Raw genomic sequence first — 23,353 nt, 5'->3', positions numbered from 1 at the left:
CCAAGCTAACACCGCGAGGGAGTGGTAGGGGAGCCCCCGAAGTGGGATTTGTCGCACAGAAATGCAAAAGCGACGCAGAAACGAAAGAGCCCTGGGAAGGTTCCCAGGGCTTTTAGAGTTGCCGTTTTGTGGCGGAGCAGAGGGCTCAGGCGATGAAGGTGCACAATGCGGGTAATGAGGAGGTCAACTGGAGCGATCCGGCGCTCTTCGAAGGTGCTCGTGTATACGTTCAGGTGAGCTGAAACTTTGGCCTTTTCAACTGAGTCGACCCATTGCTCATATCCGCGCCAGCGCTTGGGCCAGGTCGGCGCGCAGGTCCTCTACATCCTCGACACCCACTGACAAACGCACCAGTGCATCGCCGATACCAAGCTGCGCACGGGTGCTTGCAGGGATACTGGCGTGCGTCATGATTGCTGGGTGCTCAATCAGGCTTTCCACTCCACCCAGGCTTTCGGCCAAGGCGAAAATCCGCACACTCTCGAGGAAGCGCTTGGCACCGGCGAGGTCGCTGTTCAGGTCCAGGGAAATCATTCCGCCGAATCCACGCATCTGCCGCCGTGCCAGTTCGTGCTGCGGATGAGAAGGCAGGCCCGGATAATAGACGCGGGCCACCTGCGGCTGACGCTCCAGCCATTGCGCCAGCTCCAGCGCGTTGCTGCAGTGGCGTTCCATGCGCAGCGCCAGGGTTTTTACTCCACGCAAGGTGAGGAACGCGTCGAATGGCCCGGCGATAGCACCCACCGAATTCTGCAGGAAGCCGAGGCGCTCGCCCAGGTCGGGTTTTTGCCCGACTACTGCGATGCCGCCGATCACGTCGGAGTGGCCGTTCAGATATTTGGTCGTCGAGTGCAGGACGATGTCGAAGCCAAGCTCCAGCGGGCGCTGTATCCATGGGCTGGCAAAGGTGTTGTCGGCGACGCAGAGGATGCCTCGCTCGCGGCAGATGCGCGCGACGGCGGCGAGGTCAGTGAGGCGCAGCAAGGGATTGCTCGGCGTCTCGACCCAGACCATCCGCGTGTCGTCCTGCAACGCTGCTTCGAATGCCGCCAGGTCGGTCAGGTCGACGAAGCTGAAGCGATGCCCGGCACTGCGTTGGCGCACTTTGTCGAACAGACGGAACGTACCTCCGTACAAGTCATTGCCGGAGACGATGTGCGCGCCAGCATCGAGCAGTTCGAGTACGGTGGAGATCGCCGCCAGCCCGGAGGCGAAGGCGAAGGCCTGCGTGCCGCTCTCGAGGTCTGCGACGCAACGCTCAAGCGCAAAGCGTGTCGGGTTGTGCGAACGCCCGTAGTCGAGGCCCTTGTGTACGCCGGGGCTCTGTTGCAAGTAGGTGGAGTTGGCGTAGATCGGCGGCATCAACGCTCCGGTGGACGGGTCCGGTACCTGCCCGGCGTGGATCACGCGGGTGGCAAAGGCGCGTGGCGCGGCGATTTCATCGTGCTGACTCATGCAAGGGATCTCCGTAAGTGATTGAGCATGTCGACGCGGGTGATCAGGCCGTGGAAGCCCGAGGCATCGGCGATGATCGCCACCAATCCACGGTCGAGTTTTGCTTCCAGTTCAGCCAGGCTGGCGCCGGGCGGCAGGGTTTCCACCTTGTCGGTCATCGCGCTGGCTACCGTTGTACTGAAGCGTGAAGTGTCCTCGTGCACACCAAACAGAATGTCGGACTCGTCGATCACGCCGACCAGTCGCTGGCCGCCCACCAACACCGGCAGTTGTGACACGTCCGCCAGGCGCATGCGCTGGAAGGCGGTGAGCAGCGTGTCGTCGGGGCCGACGCTGATTACCCGGCCATCCTCGAAACGCCGCGCGATCACGTCACGCAGATCACCATAGCGTTTGCGCTGCAGCAAGCCCTGGTCATTCATCCATTGGTCGTTGTAAACCTTCGACAGGTAGCGGGTACCCGTGTCGCAGACGAAGCTGACCACCCGCTTCGGTTCGGTTTGCTCCCGACAGTAGCGCAAGGCTGCCGCCAGCAATGTGCCGGTCGAAGAGCCGCCGAGAATGCCTTCAGCGCGCAGCAGTTGGCGAGCATGATCGAAGCTTTCCTCGTCGCTGATCGAATAGGCCCGGCGCACGCTGGAAAGGTCGGCAATAGAGGGTATGAAGTCTTCGCCGATGCCTTCCACGGCCCAGGAGCCGGGTGTAACAAGGGTGCTGCTGCGGCTGTATTCGGCCATCACTGAGCCGACCGGATCGGCCAGCACCATGGTCAGGTTTGGCTGCACGCGGCGAAAGAAACGGGTCAGCCCGGTCAACGTGCCGGCAGAACCGACGCCGACGACGATGGCGTCCAGGTCATGCTCGGTTTGCGCCCAGATCTCCGGCGCGGTGCTGCACTCGTGGGCCAGCGGGTTGGCCGGGTTGTTGAACTGATCGGCGAAGAAAGCGTCGGGAATTTCCTGCGCGAGCCGTGCGGCCACGTCCTGGTAATATTCGGGATGGCCCTTGCCGACGTCGGAGCGAGTGATGTGCACCTCGGCGCCCATCGCCTTGAGGTGCAGGACCTTCTCGGTGGACATTTTGTCCGGCACCACCAACACCACCCGGTACCCCTTGGCGCGGCCGACCAGGGCCAGGCCAAGGCCGGTGTTGCCGGCCGTGGCCTCGACGATGGTGCCGCCAGGTCTCAGGCTGCCATCGCGTTCGGCGGCGTCGATCATCGCCAGGCCGATACGATCCTTGATTGAGCCACCTGGGTTTTGCGATTCGAGTTTGAGAAACAGCGTGCACAGGCCGGTATCGAAACGGCTGACGCGAACCAGCGGTGTGTTACCGATCAGTCCGAGCACGGCAGGGCGGGGGTCGTTCGACATGTTGTCGCCTCTCTGCGGGGATTAGAATTGGAATGGGCAGCAACCTGCGGTCAGTCAAGCACGCCATTCCCAAGAAATGTGTCGCATGGAACATAGCCGGGATTGCGCCATTCGCAACCTTGCGCAGTCAGCCGTTAGCGTTGTCGAATCGGATACACATGATCATAAGCAGCCATGCAATTGACTGGAAGCTGGGAATACACGCAGGTGGTCAGAGGGGATAATGCGCCGGGCGGTGGTTTTTTCGCATCACTACCGACAGATGCAAGTATGTCTTTTAACCGGCACCTATCCGGTTTGAAGGAGGGGAAGATACGTACTGGAAGCGAGAGGGGTATGGGTGGAAACTGGCCAATGGAAAGCAACACATGAGGGCTGTTCATGATGGAGGCAGCTATGTTGCTTGATATCCCCGACGTGCGTTCGGCTCTTGATGAACTAAGAAAAGAATTTCAGGCGTTTGATACAAGCGGCTCGTACAGCGCCTATCTGGCACGTTGCGATTCGGTGGATGAATGGAAGTTTTCTGAGGGTGATTATTTCGAGCATTTACCCTGCGACACGGAGCGTATGGGTTTTTCGTCGCCCAGGTTGATGAAAAGAAAGTACGCGAGCGTAGACGAAGCTCGTGGGCTGGGGAAGTACTGCTCCGGCTTCTCTGGCGGTTGCCATAGGGTTACTGTTTTTCCGGGGCAGAAGGGGGTACAGGCGATCCAGGCAGTGCTGTACGACCTTGCTGACGGCTTCTTGCAGGTTCATACCGTTAGTTTCAAAGGGGTAGATCGCCCAGGTAAACCCGAGTCCAGGCTGATCGGTCTGGGGAGGCTATTTCAGCTCAATGATGGTGAGAGGGTCTATGCAGGGGTTAGCGCTCGCGATGCTTTTTCCGTATTTGCATACACGTACTCTTCCATGGGGACGGTTCTGTCCGGTCGAGCCATTGCCAACGGGTGGCCCGGCGAAGATGAATGGTTCTATCACTACGACAGTACAGGCCTGCTTACCGAGATAACGTCAGGCAGCACGTCCCTTTGGACGAGGAAATAAGCGATACCGCCGCGGTACGAGCGATAGAGTTGCCAAATCACGTCAGGCTACGTTTGAAGGATCAATGGATGAATGTGCGCATCACCACAAACACACTTTTTGCGGTCAGCTTATTGTTAGCGACCAACCACTGCTTAGCCGATCCCTGGACCCCACCCACCCATTACAAAAAATCCGTGGAGGTTTATTTTGGTGGCATGCACGGTGAATACACTGGGAGTTCATCTTTGACGGGCGAACAGGTTTTCGACGCTCTGAGTGTTCCTGATACCCCACAAAAAACGACTGTTTCTGACCGGACCCTCTTGTTTGCAGGTTGTCGTTATCATTCCTGTACGGAAAAAGCGGCCATTGTTATAGGTCCACAAGACAACGTATTAAGTGCAGCACTCATCAGCAATAAGTGCCGCACACTCCAGCGTCCTCGCAAACACACCACGTGCGATGAAACGCCCACCCTGACCATTTTCGAGAAGCCTGGCGATACGGCTCATACGTATCGAGCAATACTCAAGGATTGGGGTGACACAAAGGTTGCGGGTATACCTGTCGAGTACCAGGTCGTGAAATATCACTAGGGTCTGGCGTTTTTAATAGACATTAATCGTCTCGACACCCTGGCAGTCCGGTTTGGGTCGATAGCAAACGGCCGTGAATGGCGGCTATCGACCCAGAGTATGAGGGCCGTTTCAGATCAGCAGTGCCTGCGCCCGTCCTCAGGTGCGTGGCGTCGACACTGCGAGTGACGCGCGTCAGCTACACCGACTCAGACGTACTGTTTCTTGCCGCTGTTGTCGATGGGGTGACCTTTAAATACATGGGGGCCATCCATTGTGAGCTGGAGCTTTTCACCCTTGCGCGTCAGCCAGGGCGTCGCTTCGCTGCCGGTCTTGGATGTCGCGCCGGACGGGCTCAGTTCGATGTGATCCAGGTCTATTTCGATCAGGCCGATGACATAGGTGTAGATCGCGCTGCTGAAGAACCCGCTCTTGAATTCGAAAGCGCACTCAACCACCTGGTCACCGTATTCCATTCGCATCTTCGGCTTCAGGGAGGCCACCGAGACGGCGCCATTGCCAACCGCTGAGTAAACGCTGCAGACCAGCGCAACTTTGCCCCCCATGCGCTGGGAGATGGCCGGGTTGATCTCGACCGTTTCTACGCCCGGCGCAGAGGTACTCGCGCTGACTACGTCGCCTGTATGGAAGACAAAGGGGTCTGCATCAAATGCACCGCGCTTGTCGGGTGCCTGGATGATGGACATCCGGCCATCAGGTCGAAGGATGCCGATCCGCAGATCGAGGTCGTCATTGTCCTGTCCATCGCCATTATCAATCCAGGTTGCACTGACCCTGATCATCTTCGGTGCGGACGGACCCTTTTCCAGGGATACCTTGTGGCTGCTGCCTGGCTTGTCCAGGGTAATAACGGACTTGGTGATATTGACCGGTTTCGGGGTTGGCGTCGGCGCAGCAGGTGGAGCCGATGGCGCTTCGTCTTCCACCTCGATCCCGTACAGGCCGCACAGGGCCGCAAGCCCCGAGGCGAACCCTTGCCAGACAGACCGCGTTTTCAACTGGCCGTTTCGAACGTACAGCTCAAGCACGATGATGCCCGTCTCCTGAGAGAAGGGCTCAGGTGTCAGCTCCAGCACCTGGTCACCGGTCATGACCTGGGCACATAGATTCCGGACTGCGGCGAAGCCTGCGGCGCTGCCGTCTTGAGTCAGGGTAATTGCGATCTTTGTGATACTGGCCGGGAGGCGAGACAGATCGAAACTGATGCTGTGGCTAACGGAGCCACCTTGAGCAACGGGCGCGGTGAAGGTGGCAGCGCCCGAAGCATGTTCCGGCGCATTGAAGAACACCATGCCGCTGTCATCCACTACCTTGCCGGTTTCGGTGACGAGAAATGCGGTGAGGTTAACGTCCAGGTTATCTCCGGCAGCGTGGGTAACCACTACCTTCCCTTTGGACATGCTGAGGGTTGTGTTCTCGCCGGGCTTGAGGGACTGATTCAATGGGAACCGCCTATTCCATGGGGGTGTATGGCAGCACACCGCGTGTGTACTGCGCCTTTATTGAGTGAGTGCGAGCACCATCTAAAGGGGCCTGTATCAGGCAGCCACTTGTGCCTGGAGCTGCAGATTCCCGTCCACGTCCTTGACCAGGCCGCTGGCCAGAAGCAGTGGTAGCAGGCGCTTGTGCAGTTCGGGGTCGACAAAGTCCTTGACGGTCGCCAGCGCCAGGTTGGCGTTAACGTCCAGATCTTCTTTGGTATAGGACAGCCAGGCCTTTTTCAGCGCGAGCAGGACATCGCTCCCCGCCGTGGAAGCGAAGCGGCGGTTGATCACTCGCCCGTCGATATTGAAGGTGTGCTGGTGTTCATAGCCGGTTTCGTCACCGTTGTTACTGACACAGCGGCTGCACGTGCATTTGCCTTCGCCAAAGGCCATGCGCAGATAGTTATTGAAGTCCACGACAGGCTTGAGCGCCAAGCGTTTGTCGACTTCGAACAGGTCCCCGGTCAGTTTCTCATCAGTACTCAACGTCCATTCCCTCACAGTCATGCAGCTAATTTTACAGCGCGGCACAATACCAGCCGGATCGGCGCCGTGGGTTTTTTTCGGGCGTGGGAAACGACACGTTGCTGCGGTTTCACGCTCGGTCCAAACGACAAAGGCGAGGTTAACCTCGCCTTTTTTGTGCAAGCGGTTGCAGGTCAGCGCAGACGCATCACACCTTGAATTGCATCACCAACCCATTCAGCTCCACCGCCAACCGCGACAGGTCCTGGCTCGCCGCATTGCTCTGATGGGCACCGGCTGACGTCTGGGTCGACAGGTCACGGATGTTGACCAGGTTGCGGTCAACTTCGCGGGCGACCTGAGCTTGTTCTTCGCTGGCGCTGGCGATCACCAGGTTGCGTTCGTTGATCGCGGTAATGGCCCGGGTGATCTGGTCCAGGGCCTGACCCGAGGCGCGAGCGGCGTCGAGGGTCGCGTGGGCGCGTTGGTTGCTGTTGCGCATGGCACTCACGGCGCCTTCGGTGCCGTGTTCGATGGTGCCGATCATGGTTTCGATTTCCTGGGTCGACTGCTGGGTGCGGTGGGCCAGAGCGCGGACCTCATCGGCGACCACGGCAAATCCGCGCCCTGCATCGCCGGCTCGGGCGGCTTCGATGGCGGCGTTGAGGGCCAGCAGGTTGGTCTGTTCGGCAATCGAACGAATCACTTCCAGCACCTGGCCGATATTGCGAACATCACCTGCCAGGTGTTCGACCTGCTGACAAGTACGGGTGACGTCTTCGGCCAACACACCAATGGAGTCAACGGTGTGCTGCACCTGTTGCCGGCCATGATGGGCGGTCTCGTCGGTTGCCCGCGAGGCCTCGGAGGTACTGACGGCGTTGCGCGCGACTTCTTCCACGGCGGCGGTCATCTGGTTGACCGCAGTGGCGGCCTGTTCCAGTTCGTTGCTCTGCTGGTGCAGGGTCTGGCTGGAGTGCTCGGTCACCGCATGCAGTTCCTCGGCGGACGAGGCCAGTTGGTTGGAGGAGTCGGCGATTTTTTGCAGGGTGCCGCGCAGGCTGGCCTGCATGCGTTGCAGGGCGTGCAGCAGACGCGCCGGCTCGTCGTTGCCCGTTGCGACGATCTCATGGCACAGGTCGCCGCTGGCGATGGTTTCGGCCACGGTCACGGCCTGGCTCAGGGGCTGCACGATGCTACGGGTCAGCAGCAGGGCCAGGCCGATGGTCAGCGCCACCACGATACCCAGGATCACCAGCACCAGGCTGACGGCGTTCTGGAACACCTGGTTACTTTGCGTGGCGGCGGCTTCACCGCCCAGAGTGTTGGCATCGATGATGATCAGCAGGTCCTTGAGCATGGCATCGGCATTGGTCAGGAAGGGACCCGCGTCGACAATGGCCACGGCCTCGTCCTTGCGCCCTTGACTCATCAAGTCGAGGACCTGCTGCTGATCCTTGAGATAACGTGCCTTGGCACTGACAAAGCGCTCATAGGCGGCCTGTTCTTCAGGCAGGGTGATCAGTTTTTCGTAGACGCTTTGCTGGGTCTCCAGTCGCTCGTCGAGTTGGTTGATGCGTGCGAGCAAGTCCTGGACATCGTTGCGGTTGCGCACCACCAGCAGGCGCAGGGTCAGGGTGCGGATTTGGGTGCTGGTCAGGGCAACGCTGTTAGCCGCGACAATCGAAGGCAGCCAGTTTTTGTCGACCTCCAGCGATTGCTCGTTCATACGACGCATTTCTGCCAGGGAGAACCCGCCCAGGCCCACCGCCAGCAGGGCGATCAAGGCAAAGGCCAGGCCTGCACGTCGGGAAATATTCATCGTTCTTAAAAGCATGACTGTGTTCCTTGTGGCAGCAAAAGGCACAACCCGCGTGATCGTTCGCAGGTTTGCATCAAAGCGGCACGCTGCTGGAAGGTTCCAGGGCGCCGTCAGGTGTTTGCAGGCAAGGCAGGCGGGAGGCGCATCCATTCGGCGCCTTCTTTATAGAGGTTCCGGCATCTGCAGGGCGGTACTTGCCCAAGCCGGAAAGGGTTGAATGATATCATAATGATGGCTATTCGTGAGCCGGAAGGCGCTGGGCAGACGGCCGCGTTGAGGTAAGGTAGGCACCTTTTTCTCGACGTTCATTCAAGGTTCAACTCATGCTTTTCAATAAACGCGAACAGGCGCGCACCGAAAGACGCCTCGCGGCCACCCTGACCGAGGCCTGTGAGATGGCCAAGGCGCAAATTGTCGGTTTCTCCTGGTTGACCCATGAGGTGGATTACGCGGCGTTCCCGTCCAGCCTGAGGGTGGTGTGGGTCTTCGACACCGAGGCCAACAAGGACGAGGCTCTGGCCAGAGGGCAGGGCTCGCGCATGGTCGAGCTGACAGCGGTGGCGCTGGATGAAGCAGATGTGCACCTCAGTCCGATCGCGGCCCACGTGCAGTTTGACAGTGAGGAGCTGTGCCGGCGGACCAATGGTGGCGACTGGCAGCAACGATTGGCGCGTACGCGCTCGAAGCGGGGTTGAGCGGTGGCCAAGGATATTGAGAACCCGTGCATTGCCGTGTGCCAGTTGAGCGCAGATTTGTGCGTGAGCTGTGGGCGCACCAAGGACGACATCAGGAAGTGGAAGAAGATGAAGCGCCCGGAAAAGATGGCGGCAGTGCAGCGTGCGAATGTGCGGATGAAAGGGTTGCAGAAGAGAAAGGGGTGAGGGGAGGCATGGCTCTGGGCAGTTGGCTGGCGAGGCTCAAAACAGCGCATCGCTCTTGGCCAGATCATGCATCCGCTGCTGCAAAATACTCAGCCCCGCCATTACTGCTGAGCGATATTGACCGATGCTGAGTTTCTCCAAGTAAAGCCTGTTCTCGCTCCATGGTTTCAAGACCAGAAAACTATCCCCGGAAATATCAAGAAATGTTGCGCGATCACCATCAAACGACTCCACGCAGAAAGGTAAGAGAACGCTTGGAAAGTCACGTTTCATCTTTAATGAAAAGGTAGTTTCCACACTGTCCGAGGTGCAACTCACTGGGGTGCAGCTGTCTAGTCGAATAATAAGGTCTTCAAAAGCAGCAACGAGACTTTTTGCCAGGATTACCTGCTCAAAGTCGCCAATCGTGACCGTCTCGAAAGCAAAGCAACAGTGTGAAAACAGGTGCTCTTTATCGTTAGACTGAAATACGTCGATGTTGATGGTTGGAGTGGTCATTTTCTAATTTCAAGTGACGGGTTCATTATGCGGGTATTGATTGCTTCGGGGAAAAAATGGTGTCGCTCAGCGGCTACCACACCCTTGTTGATGGTGAGCAAAATTCTGAAGTGATATCCATCAATTCCAGGATTTTGTCTTCCAAGGCGTCATCGGCGTTGATTCGCATTGATTCTAAAAGTTCGTATACGGTTTCACGTGGCAGATGATTTTTGTATTTTACCAGTATGTCTCGAGCTGAAGTGAGATCGTAGTTGTCATCGAGTGCTTTGCGAAGCTCATCTTCCAGTGCTTTGTTCAATATATGAGCCCTTGTGTCAATTTTTGCTGTTTGTTATATATACCAGAATAGCTTTTGGCTTGACTCTACTAGCCTAGCTGCAGGAAAAAACGGCCTTGTTCAGTTGTTGTGGTTCTTGAAAAATTTTCACTGAAGAAAAGATATCCCATGCCATCCGAAAGTATCCCTTTGTTTCGGGGGAGGGCAATGTCCAGGTCCCCACCATAAATAGAGACTTTTCTCCGGCCTATATTTGACATGATAGGCGCCTGTAGCCAGGCATCAATCCCGCCTAACTTGGACGCCAGATTTTCATCGTCATCTGAGTCGGGACTTTTCGAAAGCAGGACCTTTCCGCGGTCTAAAATTTTATTATGAGCTTCATTTCGCTCTTTTTTTGCACGAAGGTAACCTAATACAACAGCATCGGAATTTCCATTTATAGCACGAAGTTTTCGGTAGTGGCCGACCTCTCCCGGCAGGTACGGTATAAATACGGAAATCCAGTACTCATTATTCATCAGTGAGTTAGAGAACCAATCTCCAGGAAAGGACATCAGGTGTGTAAGGGGTGTTCCGTCGACAGCGCACGGCCACGCCAGCTCAACGGGTAGATAAGCCCCGCCGCCCACATATGCATCATTCAACGATGGCTGTTCGTGGACGAAAATAAGTTCATCATACATTTGCATCTCTCCGCTTACTTATCGAGCTCGGTCATAGACTTCTGGATAGCAAAAATCCTTACAAGATCTTCACCGCAGGCAGGGTCATGAAATCTACTTTCATAGAAATTGAAGATGGTTTTCATGTGGCATCTGGAGAAGTGTCTCTTGACTTTTTCTAATTCGCGAGATGTATTCTTGCTGTGTTTGTTTTGTATTTTATCGAGGAAGCCCTCTGCGCCTGAAGTGGGGTAAATAAAAATATTGGGTATGATGAGACCGCTCTCTTCTAAAAGCTCAAAGTTTGTAAAGGTTATGGCAAAGAGAGTGTCATTGTTTTCTGATGTCGCGGATAAGGCTTTGATTGAGTTCAAAATAAAAACAGAGAGACCGATTAAAAAGTCAGGAATGTTGTCTTCGCTCATTTCCTGCTTTAAAAAATCCAATCGCCGGTATCTTGAAATGAGTGGTATTTCTTCAAAGCTTTCATAGTTTGAGAAAAACACATTCATGTCATTGTAGGGTTCTTTGCTGATTACTTTATTGTATAGGTCTGTCAGTCTCATGAAATTGCCTCATGGTGGGTTCCACCAGCAATGCGGATGCCGGGTTGCAGTCCATGAGCTCTAAAAAAGACTCACGTTCAATGGCTTGGATCAACGTTAAGAACTGATCTTTTGGCAGCCTCTCTCTCCAGTTAAAGAGTTGGCGTAAAGACAGTGGGGAGTTGTATAGTCTGTCGACTGTCTCGCCTATTGAGTCAGGAACATCAGTCATGATGCCCTTGATGTAGTTGTCCCAAGCCGAGGAGGCATGTTCCCACGCGCTGTAGATTTCCTCTCGGTCAAAAGGTTCTTCGGTGTATAAAGGTAACTCTGAGTATTGAGCTTGGATGGCCGCTTCAATTAGCGAATCAGTGATTTCTATTTGAAAGTCGTCAATATTCAACCAGTACAGTCTTGCAGATACGCTTTTTATACGCTCAACCAAACTGATGCTATTTTTTGAAATTCGCTCATTGAGAATCGAATCAAACTCGATAAGCTTCCCCTGGATGGCTGGACCATTTCTCAAGGTCGAGATTTTTTCAAGAAAAATATTTTTTGATCTGTGTTTTCTTTCTGTTGAAAAGCTTGCGTCGTAATAGTAGTCAGTGCCTCCGTCCATTAAGGCTAAGGTTTCTTCTCTAGCGAACTCTTTTATATGTTCAAGTTGTGGAGAGAAGCTTTTCCCAAGAAGCTTCTCAGAAAAGCAATCAGTGCTCACAGTAAAAATGATGTGATCAAAATCCATTTGATTGATAACCTGTTGGGGTTTACCTGCTTGCGTATATATTTTGCAGCTGCATGTTCTTTTGAGCAACTGTCAAAGTCAAATTTATTTATGCTGTTGCCAGAAAAAGGTACTTGTTTTTATGAGTGCCTCCTATAGTTCAGGTAAGTCAATATTGTCTCTGTGCAGTATCAAGGCTGTTTCTCCTAGAAATTTAACTGGCAGCTCAGTCGGGGCTCCATACATATCTGCTATTCCGACCTCCACAGCACGATCAACAACATAAGAAAACTCCTCAGTCTCTTGAGGTGAAATCAATAGGGCAAGGTCTTGCGGCATATCATCACCCCGCCCATTCAGTGCCAATAATGCACCTTTTCTTTCCCAGTCAACCAAGTCACCACTCTCTGGATAGTCATTAAGATGAGCTATCAACTCATCGATAGATCGGTGCTGAATCGACTTTGCTTTGCAATAGGCTTGTAAGCACTTTGAGGCATATAGCTGTAAATCTCTTGAGGGAAGTACGGCGATCTCCTTGAGAAAATCTGGTATTCTCATTTTTCTTCGCTCGCTCCCACAAGATTCAAATTAAGTAATAAAGTCCGCTGATGCGAATGATGCCTTTCACTATATGATAGTCATTTTATGGTGTTGTGGTAAAGAGGGGCAGACAATCCCCAGTATCTATTTCATTAATTTCGAGTCAGTTGGAATGGTCAATGACACTCTATAGTCGTTTCTTCTGCCTCGGGCTCCACTCGCTCGTCGAAAAAGACTCAGTTGCTCAAAAATTTTAACAGTTGTGCAAGCACTAACTCTTCTTGCGAAACCAATATGGCCTTGATCTCATCACTTTTCCCGCTCACAGACACAATGTCGCTACTAAGTATTTCTCCATCTGGAGTGCATATATCCAGAGTGGCAATGAAAATACCAGCACCAACCTCCTTGCCTTCAAAAACAAGCTCGACTTCATGAGGGAAAATAGTCACGTAGGCACAGAATTTTTCACCCGTGTATTCGTAGTGGCCATGATTTCTCTTAAGTTCAACATCCTGTTTTTTCGAAGCCTCCCTATAAACGTTATCTAAAAACGCTTGAAGGGTATCGATAACCTCTAGCCTTTCAGTCATTGTTTAGTTTCCTTACCGCTAATGGATTTCAATACAGCATCAGTCAGGATGCGATTAGACTCCGCTCCCGGGTGCTCGCCCATTCTTTCAGCTTCGAATCATCAGGAACATTGGGCGGTCGAATAGGTATATGCCCGCTTTCTTTGTCATTTGACTTTGTGGCCGAGGCCAGCAATGGGCGAGGGAAAACCCGTCGCCGCTGACGTAGGCACCGGTTGATTCAAGCTGTCGATTCAGAGTCTCCATGCGCCTCGTCCATTGGCTGCACGCGGTGGCCAGGGCCTCGCGATTTTGATGCTCTGGCGAGTGCCTGGCCAGGGACATGAAGGCATAGGTCCATGATTTATTCAGGTCCGATCCTTATAGTGCGGGGGCATCAACAGCCGGCGCCGGGGTCCGACGATGAGTCGGGCCCGCTCGCGCCTTCTGAAACGCTCAAAAAGTACTTACTCCTGCTGGCCGGTGTCACTGCGATCATCCAGTGCCGACAAAATTTCATGGGCAACTTTGATCCTTGCGGCGTTGGGGTAGTTTTTGTTGGCCAACAGCACGATGCCCATGCCCCGGGTTGGGACGAAGGCCAGGTAAGCACCAAACCCACCCGTGGACCCGGTTTTGTTGAATAGCACGTTTTCCGGTTGAGGTTGTGGTGGCGTGAGCCATGTGACCTTTTGGGCTTCGAATGCCATCTGAGACGCGTTGCCCGCTTGCAATCGGTCGAGCGCAACGGGGTAGGGGTAGAACTCCCATCCCAGGCCCTGGGTCATGCCGCCCGTTGTGTAGTAACCCATGTGGGTCAAGGCAATCGCACGCTGTAATGGCTCCTCCAGAGTGGTGGGTTTGATGTTCGCCTCGACATAGCGAATCAGGTCGGTGGCGCTGGACTTCACGCCGTACGCTTCTGAGTCCAGGGCACCCGGACTGACCCGAATGGGTGTGTTGTCCTTTGTGTAACCCTCAGCGTAATGGCTCATTTGGTCCTGCGGAACCTTGAGGTAGCTGTGCTTAAGGCCCAGCTTGGGGAACAGCATGTTTTCCATCAGGTCGTCGAACGGTTTTCCCAGGCTTTGGGCAGCCAGATAGCCAAACAGGCCAAGACTGGGATTGGAATAGAGGCGGTGGGTGCCGGCGGCGTAAGTCGGCTTCCACTGCTTGAAATAGCCGATCATGTGGTGTGGATCATCCGCCTCGCTCGGGAACTGCAGCGGCAAGCCTCCGGCGGTGTAGGTGCCCAGATTGAGCACGCTGATATGGTCAAACGCGCTGCCGCGCAATGCCGGCAGGTAGTGGCTTGCCTGCTCCGACAGCGAGAGCTTGCCAGTTGCCTGGGCGTAAGCGGCCAGTGTCGTGGTGAAGGTTTTACTGACCGAGCCAATTTCGAACAGGGTGTCGTTGGTGACCGCTTTCCCACTGTGCTTTGAGGCGACGCCGTAGTTAAAGTAATGGGGCTTCCCCTCCAGAGTGATCGCCACGGCCATGCCGGGAATATCCTGTTCCTGCATGAGCGGCTGGATGGCCGCGTCCACGATGCGCTTGATACGGTCTTCGTTATTGTCTGCGGCGACGCAGTTGGCCGCGACGAGCAGCAGTGCGCAAGCGCTGAGGGCTCCCCGTAAGAAGTTGTTGTTTTCGTGCATGATTAACCCCGTATCCCTGAAATTTCATTGTTTTTACCACCAGACTCCTGCGCGGCCGGTTGCTGCAACCCCGTGCTTTAACGCTGGTGGGAGCGCCAGGGTGGCAGGCATTGGTCGACCTTTTTTGTTGGCAAAGGTTGTCCGGGCCTTTACAGGCGAGCCAAATCTAGGCCGTTCGTGGACAATCGGCAAACGACGATATTTCAGATGAGCCATTAGAAAAACTTGGGAGTTAGGATGATTCGACCTCATTTGCCGCTGAATGCCTTGCGCGCCTTCGAGGCCTCCGCGCGCCATTTGAGCTTTACCCGGGCGGCGGTTGAGCTTTGCGTCACGCAGGCCGCCGTGAGCCATCAGGTGAAAGGGCTCGAAAGCCAGTTGAACGTGACGCTCTTCAAGCGCTTGCCGCGAGGGTTGATGCTGACCAGCGAAGGCGAAATTCTGCTACCGGTGCTGGTCGAGTCTTTTGACCGGATAGCTCAGGCGCTGGAGCGCTTCGAGGGCGGGCACTCTAGGGAAGTGCTCACCGTAGGGGCCGTAGGGACGTTCGCGGTGGGCTGGCTGCTACCGCGTCTGGCAGATTTTCAGGCCCGGCACCCACAGATTGATCTGCGCCTGTCGACGAACAACAATCGGGTGGACGTGGCCGCCGAAGGGCTCGACTACGCGATCCGGTTTGGCGCGGGAGCATGGCATGGCATTGAAGCGACGCGCCTGTTGGAAGCGCCGTTGTCAGTCCTGTGTGTTCCACAGATTGCACGGCAACTGCACGCACCGGCCGACGTGTTGAAGCAAACGCTGCTGCGTTCCTACCGATCTGACGAATGGCCCGAGTGGTTTCAGGCTGCCGGTCTTGCGAGCAACAACCTGGTGCCCCGGAGCATCGTCTTCGATTCCTCGTTGGCCATGATGGAAGCCGCGCTTCAAGGCGCAGGCGTAGCGCTGGTGCCCGCGATGATGTTCTGTCGGCAGTTGGAGAGTGGCGCCGTTGAGCAGCCTTTTGACATCGGCATCATCACCGGAAGCTACTGGCTGACGCGTTTGCAATCGCGGGTCGAGACTTCAGCCATGACGGCGTTCAAGCGTTGGCTGGTGGGCGCGGTGCAGCCGAGGAGTGTCCGAGGGCGGTGAAAAGGCAGATGAGCTGTAATGACTCCCTGCCTTTTGTCTCGCGGTTTTTTGGATGCGAACTGGCGTCTGTACGAAAAGTCGCCGAGTGGCGATCAGGCAAGGCAAAAACAGGCGAGGAAGCGGAGTTTACGGGTTGTAAATGAGCATTCCGAGCCTGTTTTTAACGCAGCATGATCGACACGCAGGCAGTTTTCGTACAGAGCCTAGCGTTGGCCGAGTGCGGCGGCCAGGAGTGGCGCTGCTTGTTCGTCGGTCAATGCGGGGTAAATTTCCATGTTCATGAGGTCACTCCAGTCGAGCACCCACTTCTGGATCTGAGTGACATCACTGGCCTCTGCGACGCCAAAACCGGTCATGCGGCCCACGGCATGCCAGCGCCCCAGCATGGTCACGCCTGCCGGTGGAACCGCACCTGTCTTGAGAAAGCGCTCGATAGCACTGTTACGACGTTCGGGGCTGATTGACCAACTGACAATGAAAAGCATCTTTCACCTCCTGGTCGAGACCGCCAGTTCTTCTGTTCGCAAAATCGACTGGCGCTGCGACCGACTCCACGCATTTGATTCCAGCCCCCAGTCCGGGCTGCCAAAATGAACGCTCCCATGGGAAGGCATAGCAGGCGGCCGGTGCTTGCGTATGACCACTGATCTTCTGGCTGCGAATGCCGGGGGCCAGAACTGTTGCATCTGACCTTCGGCGTTAGCCCAAAGAAAAAAAGCGCCCGCAGGCGCCAAAAATCACCCAAACCGAGGAAGTGCAGAGCTGCGACGGCCTAGGCCGTCGCTTCCATTTCGCGGGGTGCGGGTTGTTTCCAGGACTCGTTGGCTGTCTGCTCCATGGCTTCCTGAATGGCGCGCTTGCGGTTGGCTTCGGCCTTGCGGCTGAAGTACCAGACCATGAAGGTCACCAGCGACACCGCCAGCAGAATCAGGCTGGCCACCGCGTTGATCTCGGGCTTCACGCCCAGACGTACGGCTGAGAACACTTCCATCGGCAGGGTCGTGGAACCCGGCCCGGACACGAAACTCGCCAGCACCAGGTCATCCAGCGACAGGGCAAACGACATCATGCCGCCCGCCGCCAGCGACGGCGCGATCATCGGGATGGTGATCAGGAAGAACACCTTCAACGGCCGCGCACCAAGGTCCATGGCCGCCTCTTCGATGGACAGGTCCAGCTCACGCAAGCGCGCCGAGACCACCACTGCTACATACGCGGCGCAGAACGTGGTGTGGGCGATCCAGATCGTGACGATGCCACGCTCCTGCGGCCAGCCGATCATCTGCGCCATGGCCACGAACAGCAGTAACAGCGACAGCCCGGTGATTACTTCCGGCATCACCAGCGGCGCGGTGACCAGTCCGCCGAACAGCGTGCGGCCCTTGAAACGGGTGACACGGGTCAGCACGAACGCGGCCAGGGTGCCTAGCGCCACCGCGGCAATCGCGGTGTAGCAGGCGATTTCCAGTGAGCGCACCACCGAGCCCATCAGTTGGGTGTTATCCAGCAAACCGACGTACCACTTCACCGACCAACCGCCCCAAACGGTCACCAGTTTCGAGGCGTTGAACGAGTAGATCACCAGAATCAACATCGGCAAGTAAATGAACAGCAAGCCGAACACCAGCATCAATCTTGAAAATCCGAAACGTTTCATGCCCGTCCCTCCATCTCTTTGGCCTGGCTGCGGTTGAACAGGATGATCGGCACGATCAGGATCGCCAGCATCACCACCGCCAGCGCGGACGCCACCGGCCAGTCTCGGTTGTTGAAGAACTCTTGCCAGAGCACTTTACCGATCATCAGGGTTTCCGGGCCGCCGAGCAGTTCCGGGATCACGAACTCGCCCACCACCGGGATGAACACCAGCATGCAGCCTGCGATGATGCCGTTCCTGGCCAGCGGCACGGTGATTTTCCAGAAGCTGTTGAAGGTGCTTGAGCCAAGGTCCGACGCGGCTTCCAGCAGGCTTTCGTCATGCTTGACCAGGTTGGCGTACAGCGGCAACACCATGAACGGCAGGTACGCGTACACCACGCCGATATAGACCGCCGTATTGGTGTTGAGGATTTCAATCGGACTCGAGATCAGCCCGGCCCACTGCAAGAAGGCGTTGAGCAAACCGTTGTTGCTGAGGATGCCCATCCACGCGTAAACGCGGATCAGGATCGCCGTCCAGGTCGGCATCATGATCAGCAGCAGCAATACGTTCTGCGCTTCTTTATTGGCCTTGGAGATGGCGTAAGCCATTGGAAAGCCGATCACCAGGCACATGGCGGTGCTCAGAAACGCCACCTTCAACGAGCCCAGGTAGGCGGCGATGTACAGTTCGTCGCCGACCAGCAGGCCATAGTTGCCGAGGTTCAGCAGCAACTGAAACTTCTGCTCGGCGTAGCCGTAGATTTCGGAGTAGGGCGGAATGGCCAGGGCCGCTTCCGAGAAGCTGATTTTCATCACCAGGAAGAACGGCAGCATGAAGAACAGGCACAGCCACAGAAATGGAATGCCAATGACGACCTTGCGCCCACTGGGGATCAATCGCTGAAATTGCTGGCTAAGGGTTCTCATGTGCGCAGTACCACGCCGCTGTCGTCTTCCCACCAGACGTAGACCTTGTCGTCCCAGGTCGGACGCGTGCCACGGCGTTCGGCGTTGGCCATGAACGACTGCACGATCTTGCCGCTCGGCAACTCCACGTAAAACACCGAATGCCCGCCGAGGTACGCAATGTCGTGGACCTTGCCCGTGGACCAGTTGTAGCGCGTCTCGGGCTTGACGGTGGTGACCAGCATTTTCTCGGGGCGAATGGCGTAGGTCGTCGACTTGTCCTGCACCGAGGTGCTGACGCCGTGACCGACATAGATGTGTTGATCGAGGTCCGGGCAATGAATGACGGCGTAGCTTTCCTGGTCTTCGATGACAGTGCCGTCGAACGCGTTGACGTTGCCGATGAATTCACACACCAGGCGGCTGACCGGTGCTTCGTAGATGTCCACCGGGCTGCCGATCTGGGCGATCCAGCCCAGGTGCATGATCGCGATACGCTCGGCCATGGTCATGGCCTCTTCCTGGTCGTGGGTCACCATCACGCAGGTCACGCCGACGCGTTCGATGATCTCCACCAGTTCGAGCTGCATCTGCGAACGCAGTTTTTTGTCCAGCGCGCCCATCGGTTCGTCGAGCAGTAACAGCTTCGGCCGCTTGGCCAACGAGCGGGCCAGCGCCACACGCTGACGCTGGCCGCCGGAGAGTTGGTGCGGTTTGCGGCGGGCGTACTGGGTCATGCGCACCAGCTTGAGCATTTCCTCTACGCGGGCCTCGATTTCACTGGCTGGCAAGCGGTCCTGCTTGAGGCCGAAGGCGATGTTCTGCGCCACGGTCATGTGCGGAAACAAGGCGTAGGACTGGAACATCATGTTGATCGGCCGCTCGTACGGTGGCATGTCGGTGATGTCGACGCCATCGAGCAGGATTCGCCCCTCGGTCGGCCGTTCGAAGCCGGCCAGCATGCGCAGCAGGGTCGACTTGCCGGAACCTGAGCCGCCCAGCAGGGCAAAGATTTCGCCTTGGTGGATGTCCAGGGACACATCGTCCACGGCCACGGTTTCGTCAAACTTCTTGGTGACGCGGTCGACCCTCACCAGCACCTTCCCGGGTTGCTGGTTACCTTCAAGAGCCTTCCTGTAAGTGCTGGAGGCGTTTGCCATGTGAAACTCCCAACAGGTGTTTTTCGTCAGGCCAATGGGGCCTGACTCAAGTGGTTGAAACCCGCGCCGGGCGGGTCTGTTCGGCGCCGCCATCCTGGCTGCCTGAGGTTGCTTGTTGTTTTCGTGTGACGGTGGTGTGCCGGTCGGCTGGCGCACGAGTGCGCATTGCCTGAGGCAATGGTGTTCAAGTGGTGGGTGTGTACTGGGCGTTGCCGGAGTTGACCCGTCGCCGGTCACCGCACGCTACGACGCGCCGCTTGTGGCCGGCATGCGCCGCCAGGCGCAGGGAGAATGTTGAGGCAGGGAAGGGGCGACAGGGTTTGCCATGGCAGGTACAGGCCTGCGGGCTCCGGTCGGAAAAACAATGAAGTCGAAAGCGCAGCGGTCAGCACGCGGGTGCTGGTCCGGGCTTGCTGGGGCGGGGCGTTGCCCGATCGTTGTGGCGCACGCAATAGCGCCGATCAATGGCTTGATTGCCATTTTTATCACCTCGAAGTTTGCACTTGGACGGGTTTTTCGAGAGCTTAGCGTTGTTGATTTTATTTAACAACTTCAATGTAAAAAATTCTAAACGCCGCCGGTCGGCTGTTCAGAATATACGGTCCTATCAGGCCCTTTACATTTAGAGATGGGTCAAAAAACACCGCAATGCTTGGCGATGAGCGTGCTGTGTTCGCTATTGACTTCACTTTGTCTTTCGGATTGACTGGGCTCGCAACAGGGTTGTGAACATAATAATTAACACAATAGGTGCCTCATGTCGGTCCCCCCGCGTGCCGTTCAGCTCAACGAAGCGAACGCTTTCCTTAAGAAACACCCCGAGATTCTCTACGTCGACTTGCTGATTGCAGACATGAACGGCGTGGTGCGTGGCAAGCGCATCGAGCGCACCAGCCTTCACAAGGTTTACGAACAGGGCATCAACCTTCCGGCTTCGCTGTTCGCACTGGACATCAACGGCTCCACCGTGGAAAGCACCGGCCTGGGACTGGACATCGGCGATGCCGACCGAATCTGCTACCCCATCCCCGGCACGCTCTGCGTCGAGCCCTGGCAGAAGCGCCCGACTGCGCAATTGTTAATGACCATGCACGAGCTTGAAGGCCAGCCGTTCTTCGCCGACCCACGGGAAGTGCTGCGTCAGGTGGTGAGCAAATTCGATGCGCTGGGCCTGACCATTTGCGCCGCGTTCGAACTGGAGTTCTACCTGATCGATCAGGACAACGTGAACGGCCGCCCTCAGTCGCCGCGTTCGCCGATCTCCGGCAAGCGTCCGATGTCGACTCAGGTCTACCTGATTGATGACCTCGACGAGTACGTCGACTGCCTGCAAGACATTCTCGAGGGTGCGAAAGAGCAGGGCATTCCCGCGGATGCCATCGTCAAGGAAAGCGCACCAGCCCAGTTTGAAGTGAACCTGCATCACGTGTCCGACCCGATCAAGGCCTGCGACTACGCGGTCCTGCTCAAGCGTCTGGTGAAGAACATTGCCTATGACCATGAGATGGACACCACCTTCATGGCCAAGCCTTATCCGGGGCAGGCGGGCAACGGCTTGCACGTCCATATTTCGATCCTGGATAAAGAAGGCCACAACATCTTCGCCAGCGAAGACCCCGAGCAGAACGACGCACTGCGCCATGCCATTGGCGGCGTGCTGGAAACCCTGCCGGCGCAGATGGCCTTCCTGTGTCCGAACGTCAACTCGTACCGGCGTTTCGGCGCGCAGTTCTACGTGCCGAACTCGCCGAGCTGGGGTATCGACAACCGTACCGTCGCGGTGCGCGTACCGACCGGTGCAGCGGACGCCGTGCGCATCGAGCACCGGGTTGCTGGTGCGGATGCCAACCCGTACCTGCTGATGGCCTCGGTGCTGGCCGGTATTCACCACGGGTTGACCAATAAAATCGAGCCGGGCGCCCCGGTCGAAGGCAACTCGTACGAGCAGAACGAACAGAGCCTGCCGAACAACCTGCGCGATGCACTGCGCGAGCTGGACGACAACGAAGTCATGGCCAAATACATCGACCCGATGTACATCGACGTATTCGTCGCGTGCAAGGAAAGCGAGTTGGCCGAGTTCGAGAACTCCATCTCGGACCTTGAGTACAACTGGTACTTGCATACGGTTTGATCTGAAAACTGTGCTGGCTTGAGATCCTGCCCCTCACCCTCACCCTAGCCCTCTCCCGGAGGGAGAGGGGACTGATCGGGAGATGCCCTGCATATCATGCGACCCGAAGTCTTGTACCGAATCCATAATCGACTGGATCGGTCAGGTCGCAGAATGCTTTGGAACAACCCGGTCAGTCCCCTCTACCTCCGGGAGAGGGCTAGGGTGAGGGCTGGATTTCAAGCCGGGCGCCCACCTGACAAATCAACTATTCCTCTGCGTTGAGTCACCTCCATGACAAACACTCGCAGCGATTGGGAGCAACGCTTCCAGTCCTTGACACTCGAAGGCCGGGCATTCATTGACGGTCAATACCGCGCGGCACTCAGCGGCGACACCTTTGAATGCACGAGCCCGGTGGACGGTCGCTTCCTGGCGAACGTCGCCAGCACCGACGAAGCCGATGCCAACGCGGCGGTGATCGTCGCGCGACGCGCATTCGACTCCGGCGCCTGGGCCAAAATGGCCCCGGCGATGCGCAAGCGCATCCTGATCCGCTTCGCCGATCTGATTTTGGCGAATCAGCAAGAGCTGGCGCTGCTGGAAACCCTCGACATGGGCAAGCCCATCAGCGATTCCATGAGCATCGACATTCCAGCGACCGCCAACGCGATCCGCTGGAGCGCCGAAGCCATCGACAAGATCTACGACGAAGTCGCCGCCACGCCGCACGATCAACTGGGCCTCATCACCCGTGAACCGGCAGGCGTGGTCGCGGCCATCGTGCCCTGGAATTTTCCGCTGATCATGGCCAGCTGGAAGTTCGCCCCGGCGCTGGCGGCGGGCAACTCGTTCATCCTCAAGCCTTCGGAAAAATCACCGCTGACCGCCATTCGCATCGCTCAGTTGGCGCTGGACGCCGGCATCCCGAAAGGCGTGTTCAACGTGCTGCCGGGCTTCGGTCACACCGTCGGCAAGGCGCTGGCGTTGCACATGGATGTCGACGTGCTGGCCTTCACCGGCTCGACTGCGATTGCCAAGCAACTGCTGATCTACGCCGGGCAAAGCAATATGAAACGCGTTTGGCTCGAAGCCGGGGGGAAAAGCCCGAATGTGGTGTTCGCCGACGCGCCGGATTTGCGCGCGGCAGCACAAGCAGCAGTGAGTGCGATTGCCTTCAACCAGGGCGAAGTCTGCACCGCAGGTTCGCGATTGCTGGTGGAGCGCTCGATTCGCGAGGAGTTCATTCCGCTGCTGGTGGAAGCGCTGCAAGCCTGGAAGCCGGGGCATGCCCTGGACCCGGCAACCACCGTCGGTGCGGTGGTCGATCAGCGCCAACTGGAATCGGTCCTGCGCTACATCGAGGTCGGCAAACAGCAGGGCGCGCAACTGATCGCGGGCGGCAGGCGTACCCTCGAAGACACCGGTGGCCTGTACGTGGAACCGGCGATTTTCGACGGTGTTACCAATGTCATGGCCATCGCCCGGGAAGAAATCTTCGGCCCGGTACTGTCGCTGATCACCTTCGACACCGCTGAAGAAGCGCTGGCGATTGCCAACGACAGCATCTTTGGTCTGGCCGCCGGTGTCTGGACCCGCAACCTGAGCAAGGCCCATACCTTCGCTCGCGGCTTGCGCGCCGGCAGCGTGTGGGTCAATCAATACGACGGCGGCGACATGACTGCGCCGTTCGGCGGGTTCAAGCAGTCGGGTAACGGTCGGGACAAATCGCTGCATGCGTTCGACAAGTACACCGAGCTCAAAGCGACCTGGATCAAGCTCTAATCCTTCTACAACGGCGGCCACTGG

Annotated in this window: 23 protein-coding genes and 3 pseudogenes; 7 read left to right on the top strand and 19 right to left on the bottom strand. The window is 56.8% G+C overall.

Translation table 11 applies throughout. From position 1 onward, the window contains the following. Positions 1–276 precede the first annotated feature (276 nt). Positions 277–1,455: a cystathionine gamma-synthase gene (locus AC1Z1G_RS16245; RefSeq protein ID WP_483621061.1), complete on the bottom strand. Its 1,179-nt coding sequence runs from the start codon at positions 1,453–1,455 to the stop codon at positions 277–279. Next, on the bottom strand, positions 1,452–2,828 hold the full coding sequence (locus AC1Z1G_RS16240) for a pyridoxal-phosphate dependent enzyme (protein ID WP_483621060.1): 1,377 nt from the start codon (positions 2,826–2,828) through the stop codon (positions 1,452–1,454). Before AC1Z1G_RS16240 ends, AC1Z1G_RS16245 begins: the two co-directional genes overlap by 4 nt. Positions 2,829–3,224: 396 nt before the next feature. Between AC1Z1G_RS16240 and AC1Z1G_RS16235 the strand changes: the two genes are divergently transcribed. Continuing rightward, positions 3,225–3,875 (top strand): hypothetical protein, encoded by a 651-nt coding sequence (locus tag AC1Z1G_RS16235; protein ID WP_483621059.1) that lies wholly within the window; start codon positions 3,225–3,227, stop codon positions 3,873–3,875. A 68-nt stretch (positions 3,876–3,943) separates the two neighbouring features. Then, positions 3,944–4,453: a hypothetical protein gene (locus tag AC1Z1G_RS16230; RefSeq protein WP_483621058.1), complete on the top strand. Its 510-nt coding sequence runs from the start codon at positions 3,944–3,946 to the stop codon at positions 4,451–4,453. A 188-nt stretch (positions 4,454–4,641) separates the two neighbouring features. On the opposite strand, the gene AC1Z1G_RS16225 is transcribed toward AC1Z1G_RS16230, so the two are convergent. The 4 genes and pseudogenes from AC1Z1G_RS16225 to AC1Z1G_RS16210 form a co-directional block, all read right to left on the bottom strand. Then, positions 4,642–5,895, bottom strand: a complete 1,254-nt coding sequence (locus tag AC1Z1G_RS16225) for a TerD family protein (protein WP_483621057.1) — start codon at positions 5,893–5,895, stop codon at positions 4,642–4,644. A gap of 96 nt (positions 5,896–5,991) precedes the next feature. Beyond that, positions 5,992–6,423: a hypothetical protein gene (locus AC1Z1G_RS16220; protein ID WP_483621056.1), complete on the bottom strand. Its 432-nt coding sequence runs from the start codon at positions 6,421–6,423 to the stop codon at positions 5,992–5,994. Between the two features lie 187 nt (positions 6,424–6,610). Continuing rightward, a pseudogene (locus AC1Z1G_RS16215) lies at positions 6,611–7,207 on the bottom strand (methyl-accepting chemotaxis protein); the annotation flags it as partial. Between the two features lie 261 nt (positions 7,208–7,468). Next, a pseudogene (locus tag AC1Z1G_RS16210) lies at positions 7,469–8,224 on the bottom strand (MCP four helix bundle domain-containing protein); the annotation flags it as partial. Positions 8,225–8,547: 323 nt separating this feature from the next. On the opposite strand from AC1Z1G_RS16210, the gene AC1Z1G_RS16205 reads away from it, so the two are divergent. Next, a complete protein-coding gene (locus tag AC1Z1G_RS16205; RefSeq protein WP_483621055.1) occupies positions 8,548–8,919 on the top strand; it encodes a hypothetical protein in 372 nt (123 codons plus the stop codon). Positions 8,920–8,922: 3 nt separating this feature from the next. Then, the gene (locus AC1Z1G_RS16200) at positions 8,923–9,105 is read left to right on the top strand and encodes a DUF1289 domain-containing protein (RefSeq protein ID WP_483621054.1); all 183 of its coding nucleotides are present in this window, start codon (positions 8,923–8,925) and stop codon (positions 9,103–9,105) included. Between the two features lie 36 nt (positions 9,106–9,141). Here AC1Z1G_RS16200 and AC1Z1G_RS16195 read toward each other — a convergent pair whose 3' ends face one another. From AC1Z1G_RS16195 to ampC, 9 genes and pseudogenes are all read right to left on the bottom strand, one after another. After that, positions 9,142–9,603: a hypothetical protein gene (locus tag AC1Z1G_RS16195; RefSeq protein ID WP_483621053.1), complete on the bottom strand. Its 462-nt coding sequence runs from the start codon at positions 9,601–9,603 to the stop codon at positions 9,142–9,144. Positions 9,604–9,676: 73 nt separating this feature from the next. Next, on the bottom strand, positions 9,677–9,904 hold the full coding sequence (locus tag AC1Z1G_RS16190; RefSeq protein ID WP_483621052.1) for a hypothetical protein: 228 nt from the start codon (positions 9,902–9,904) through the stop codon (positions 9,677–9,679). A 68-nt stretch (positions 9,905–9,972) separates the two neighbouring features. Further along, on the bottom strand, positions 9,973–10,569 hold the full coding sequence (locus AC1Z1G_RS16185; protein ID WP_483621051.1) for a hypothetical protein: 597 nt from the start codon (positions 10,567–10,569) through the stop codon (positions 9,973–9,975). Positions 10,570–10,583: 14 nt separating this feature from the next. Further along, positions 10,584–11,114: an Imm15 family immunity protein gene (locus AC1Z1G_RS16180; RefSeq protein ID WP_483621050.1), complete on the bottom strand. Its 531-nt coding sequence runs from the start codon at positions 11,112–11,114 to the stop codon at positions 10,584–10,586. Continuing rightward, positions 11,089–11,841, bottom strand: a complete 753-nt coding sequence (locus AC1Z1G_RS16175) for a hypothetical protein (RefSeq protein ID WP_483621049.1) — start codon at positions 11,839–11,841, stop codon at positions 11,089–11,091. The genes AC1Z1G_RS16180 and AC1Z1G_RS16175 overlap by 26 nt, the downstream gene beginning before the upstream one ends. A gap of 132 nt (positions 11,842–11,973) precedes the next feature. Next, positions 11,974–12,381 (bottom strand): hypothetical protein, encoded by a 408-nt coding sequence (locus AC1Z1G_RS16170; protein ID WP_483621048.1) that lies wholly within the window; start codon positions 12,379–12,381, stop codon positions 11,974–11,976. A gap of 218 nt (positions 12,382–12,599) precedes the next feature. Further along, positions 12,600–12,956, bottom strand: a complete 357-nt coding sequence (locus AC1Z1G_RS16165) for a hypothetical protein (RefSeq protein WP_483621047.1) — start codon at positions 12,954–12,956, stop codon at positions 12,600–12,602. A 177-nt stretch (positions 12,957–13,133) separates the two neighbouring features. Continuing rightward, a pseudogene (locus AC1Z1G_RS16160) lies at positions 13,134–13,313 on the bottom strand (glutathione S-transferase family protein); the annotation flags it as partial. A gap of 89 nt (positions 13,314–13,402) precedes the next feature. After that, positions 13,403–14,593: a class C beta-lactamase gene (ampC, locus tag AC1Z1G_RS16155; protein ID WP_483621046.1), complete on the bottom strand. Its 1,191-nt coding sequence runs from the start codon at positions 14,591–14,593 to the stop codon at positions 13,403–13,405. A 237-nt stretch (positions 14,594–14,830) separates the two neighbouring features. Here ampC and AC1Z1G_RS16150 point away from each other — a divergent pair, with 237 nt between their 5' ends. Beyond that, positions 14,831–15,724: a LysR family transcriptional regulator gene (locus AC1Z1G_RS16150; protein ID WP_483621045.1), complete on the top strand. Its 894-nt coding sequence runs from the start codon at positions 14,831–14,833 to the stop codon at positions 15,722–15,724. A 203-nt stretch (positions 15,725–15,927) separates the two neighbouring features. Here AC1Z1G_RS16150 and AC1Z1G_RS16145 read toward each other — a convergent pair whose 3' ends face one another. From AC1Z1G_RS16145 to AC1Z1G_RS16130, 4 genes are all read right to left on the bottom strand, one after another. Next, positions 15,928–16,209 (bottom strand): DUF3303 domain-containing protein, encoded by a 282-nt coding sequence (locus AC1Z1G_RS16145; protein WP_483621044.1) that lies wholly within the window; start codon positions 16,207–16,209, stop codon positions 15,928–15,930. Positions 16,210–16,496: 287 nt separating this feature from the next. Further along, a complete protein-coding gene (locus AC1Z1G_RS16140; RefSeq protein WP_483621043.1) occupies positions 16,497–17,381 on the bottom strand; it encodes an ABC transporter permease subunit in 885 nt (294 codons plus the stop codon). Beyond that, on the bottom strand, positions 17,378–18,259 hold the full coding sequence (locus AC1Z1G_RS16135) for an ABC transporter permease subunit (RefSeq protein WP_483627875.1): 882 nt from the start codon (positions 18,257–18,259) through the stop codon (positions 17,378–17,380). The genes AC1Z1G_RS16140 and AC1Z1G_RS16135 overlap by 4 nt, the downstream gene beginning before the upstream one ends. A gap of 29 nt (positions 18,260–18,288) precedes the next feature. Beyond that, positions 18,289–19,431, bottom strand: coding sequence for an ABC transporter ATP-binding protein (locus AC1Z1G_RS16130; RefSeq protein ID WP_483621042.1), 1,143 nt, complete (start codon positions 19,429–19,431; stop codon positions 18,289–18,291). A gap of 757 nt (positions 19,432–20,188) precedes the next feature. Here AC1Z1G_RS16130 and AC1Z1G_RS16125 point away from each other — a divergent pair. Together AC1Z1G_RS16125 and AC1Z1G_RS16120 are read left to right on the top strand one after the other, a co-directional pair. Further along, positions 20,189–21,565 carry a glutamine synthetase family protein gene (locus tag AC1Z1G_RS16125; RefSeq protein WP_483621041.1) on the top strand — a complete coding sequence of 459 codons (1,377 nt, stop codon included), beginning with the start codon at positions 20,189–20,191 and terminating at the stop codon, positions 21,563–21,565. Between the two features lie 273 nt (positions 21,566–21,838). Then, positions 21,839–23,329, top strand: a complete 1,491-nt coding sequence (locus AC1Z1G_RS16120; RefSeq protein WP_483621040.1) for an aldehyde dehydrogenase — start codon at positions 21,839–21,841, stop codon at positions 23,327–23,329. The last annotated feature ends 24 nt before the right edge of the window (positions 23,330–23,353 follow it).

The sequence above is a fragment of the Pseudomonas sp. JL27(2026) genome (assembly GCF_056933555.1).
The sequence above is the reverse complement of the archived record's forward strand: the minus strand, read 5'-3'. Positions and strand labels throughout refer to the sequence as shown.

What these genes read in the sequence shown, in the direction of transcription:
- AC1Z1G_RS16175 (WP_483621049.1), bottom strand. Translation starts at nt 11,841, where the DNA reads ATGGATTTTGATCACATCATTTTTACTGTGAGCACTGATTGCTTTTCT.
- AC1Z1G_RS16195 (WP_483621053.1), bottom strand. Translation starts at nt 9,603, where the DNA reads ATGACCACTCCAACCATCAACATCGACGTATTTCAGTCTAACGATAAA.
- AC1Z1G_RS16245 (WP_483621061.1), bottom strand. Translation starts at nt 1,455, where the DNA reads ATGAGTCAGCACGATGAAATCGCCGCGCCACGCGCCTTTGCCACCCGC.
- ampC (WP_483621046.1), bottom strand. Translation starts at nt 14,593, where the DNA reads ATGCACGAAAACAACAACTTCTTACGGGGAGCCCTCAGCGCTTGCGCA.
- AC1Z1G_RS16130 (WP_483621042.1), bottom strand. Translation starts at nt 19,431, where the DNA reads ATGGCAAACGCCTCCAGCACTTACAGGAAGGCTCTTGAAGGTAACCAG.
- AC1Z1G_RS16125 (WP_483621041.1), top strand. Translation starts at nt 20,189, where the DNA reads ATGTCGGTCCCCCCGCGTGCCGTTCAGCTCAACGAAGCGAACGCTTTC.
- AC1Z1G_RS16230 (WP_483621058.1), top strand. Translation starts at nt 3,944, where the DNA reads ATGAATGTGCGCATCACCACAAACACACTTTTTGCGGTCAGCTTATTG.
- AC1Z1G_RS16180 (WP_483621050.1), bottom strand. Translation starts at nt 11,114, where the DNA reads ATGAGACTGACAGACCTATACAATAAAGTAATCAGCAAAGAACCCTAC.
- AC1Z1G_RS16205 (WP_483621055.1), top strand. Translation starts at nt 8,548, where the DNA reads ATGCTTTTCAATAAACGCGAACAGGCGCGCACCGAAAGACGCCTCGCG.
- AC1Z1G_RS16240 (WP_483621060.1), bottom strand. Translation starts at nt 2,828, where the DNA reads ATGTCGAACGACCCCCGCCCTGCCGTGCTCGGACTGATCGGTAACACA.
- AC1Z1G_RS16235 (WP_483621059.1), top strand. Translation starts at nt 3,225, where the DNA reads ATGTTGCTTGATATCCCCGACGTGCGTTCGGCTCTTGATGAACTAAGA.
- AC1Z1G_RS16170 (WP_483621048.1), bottom strand. Translation starts at nt 12,381, where the DNA reads ATGAGAATACCAGATTTTCTCAAGGAGATCGCCGTACTTCCCTCAAGA.
- AC1Z1G_RS16120 (WP_483621040.1), top strand. Translation starts at nt 21,839, where the DNA reads ATGACAAACACTCGCAGCGATTGGGAGCAACGCTTCCAGTCCTTGACA.
- AC1Z1G_RS16140 (WP_483621043.1), bottom strand. Translation starts at nt 17,381, where the DNA reads ATGAAACGTTTCGGATTTTCAAGATTGATGCTGGTGTTCGGCTTGCTG.
- AC1Z1G_RS16165 (WP_483621047.1), bottom strand. Translation starts at nt 12,956, where the DNA reads ATGACTGAAAGGCTAGAGGTTATCGATACCCTTCAAGCGTTTTTAGAT.
- AC1Z1G_RS16185 (WP_483621051.1), bottom strand. Translation starts at nt 10,569, where the DNA reads ATGTATGATGAACTTATTTTCGTCCACGAACAGCCATCGTTGAATGAT.
- AC1Z1G_RS16150 (WP_483621045.1), top strand. Translation starts at nt 14,831, where the DNA reads ATGATTCGACCTCATTTGCCGCTGAATGCCTTGCGCGCCTTCGAGGCC.
- AC1Z1G_RS16145 (WP_483621044.1), bottom strand. Translation starts at nt 16,209, where the DNA reads ATGCTTTTCATTGTCAGTTGGTCAATCAGCCCCGAACGTCGTAACAGT.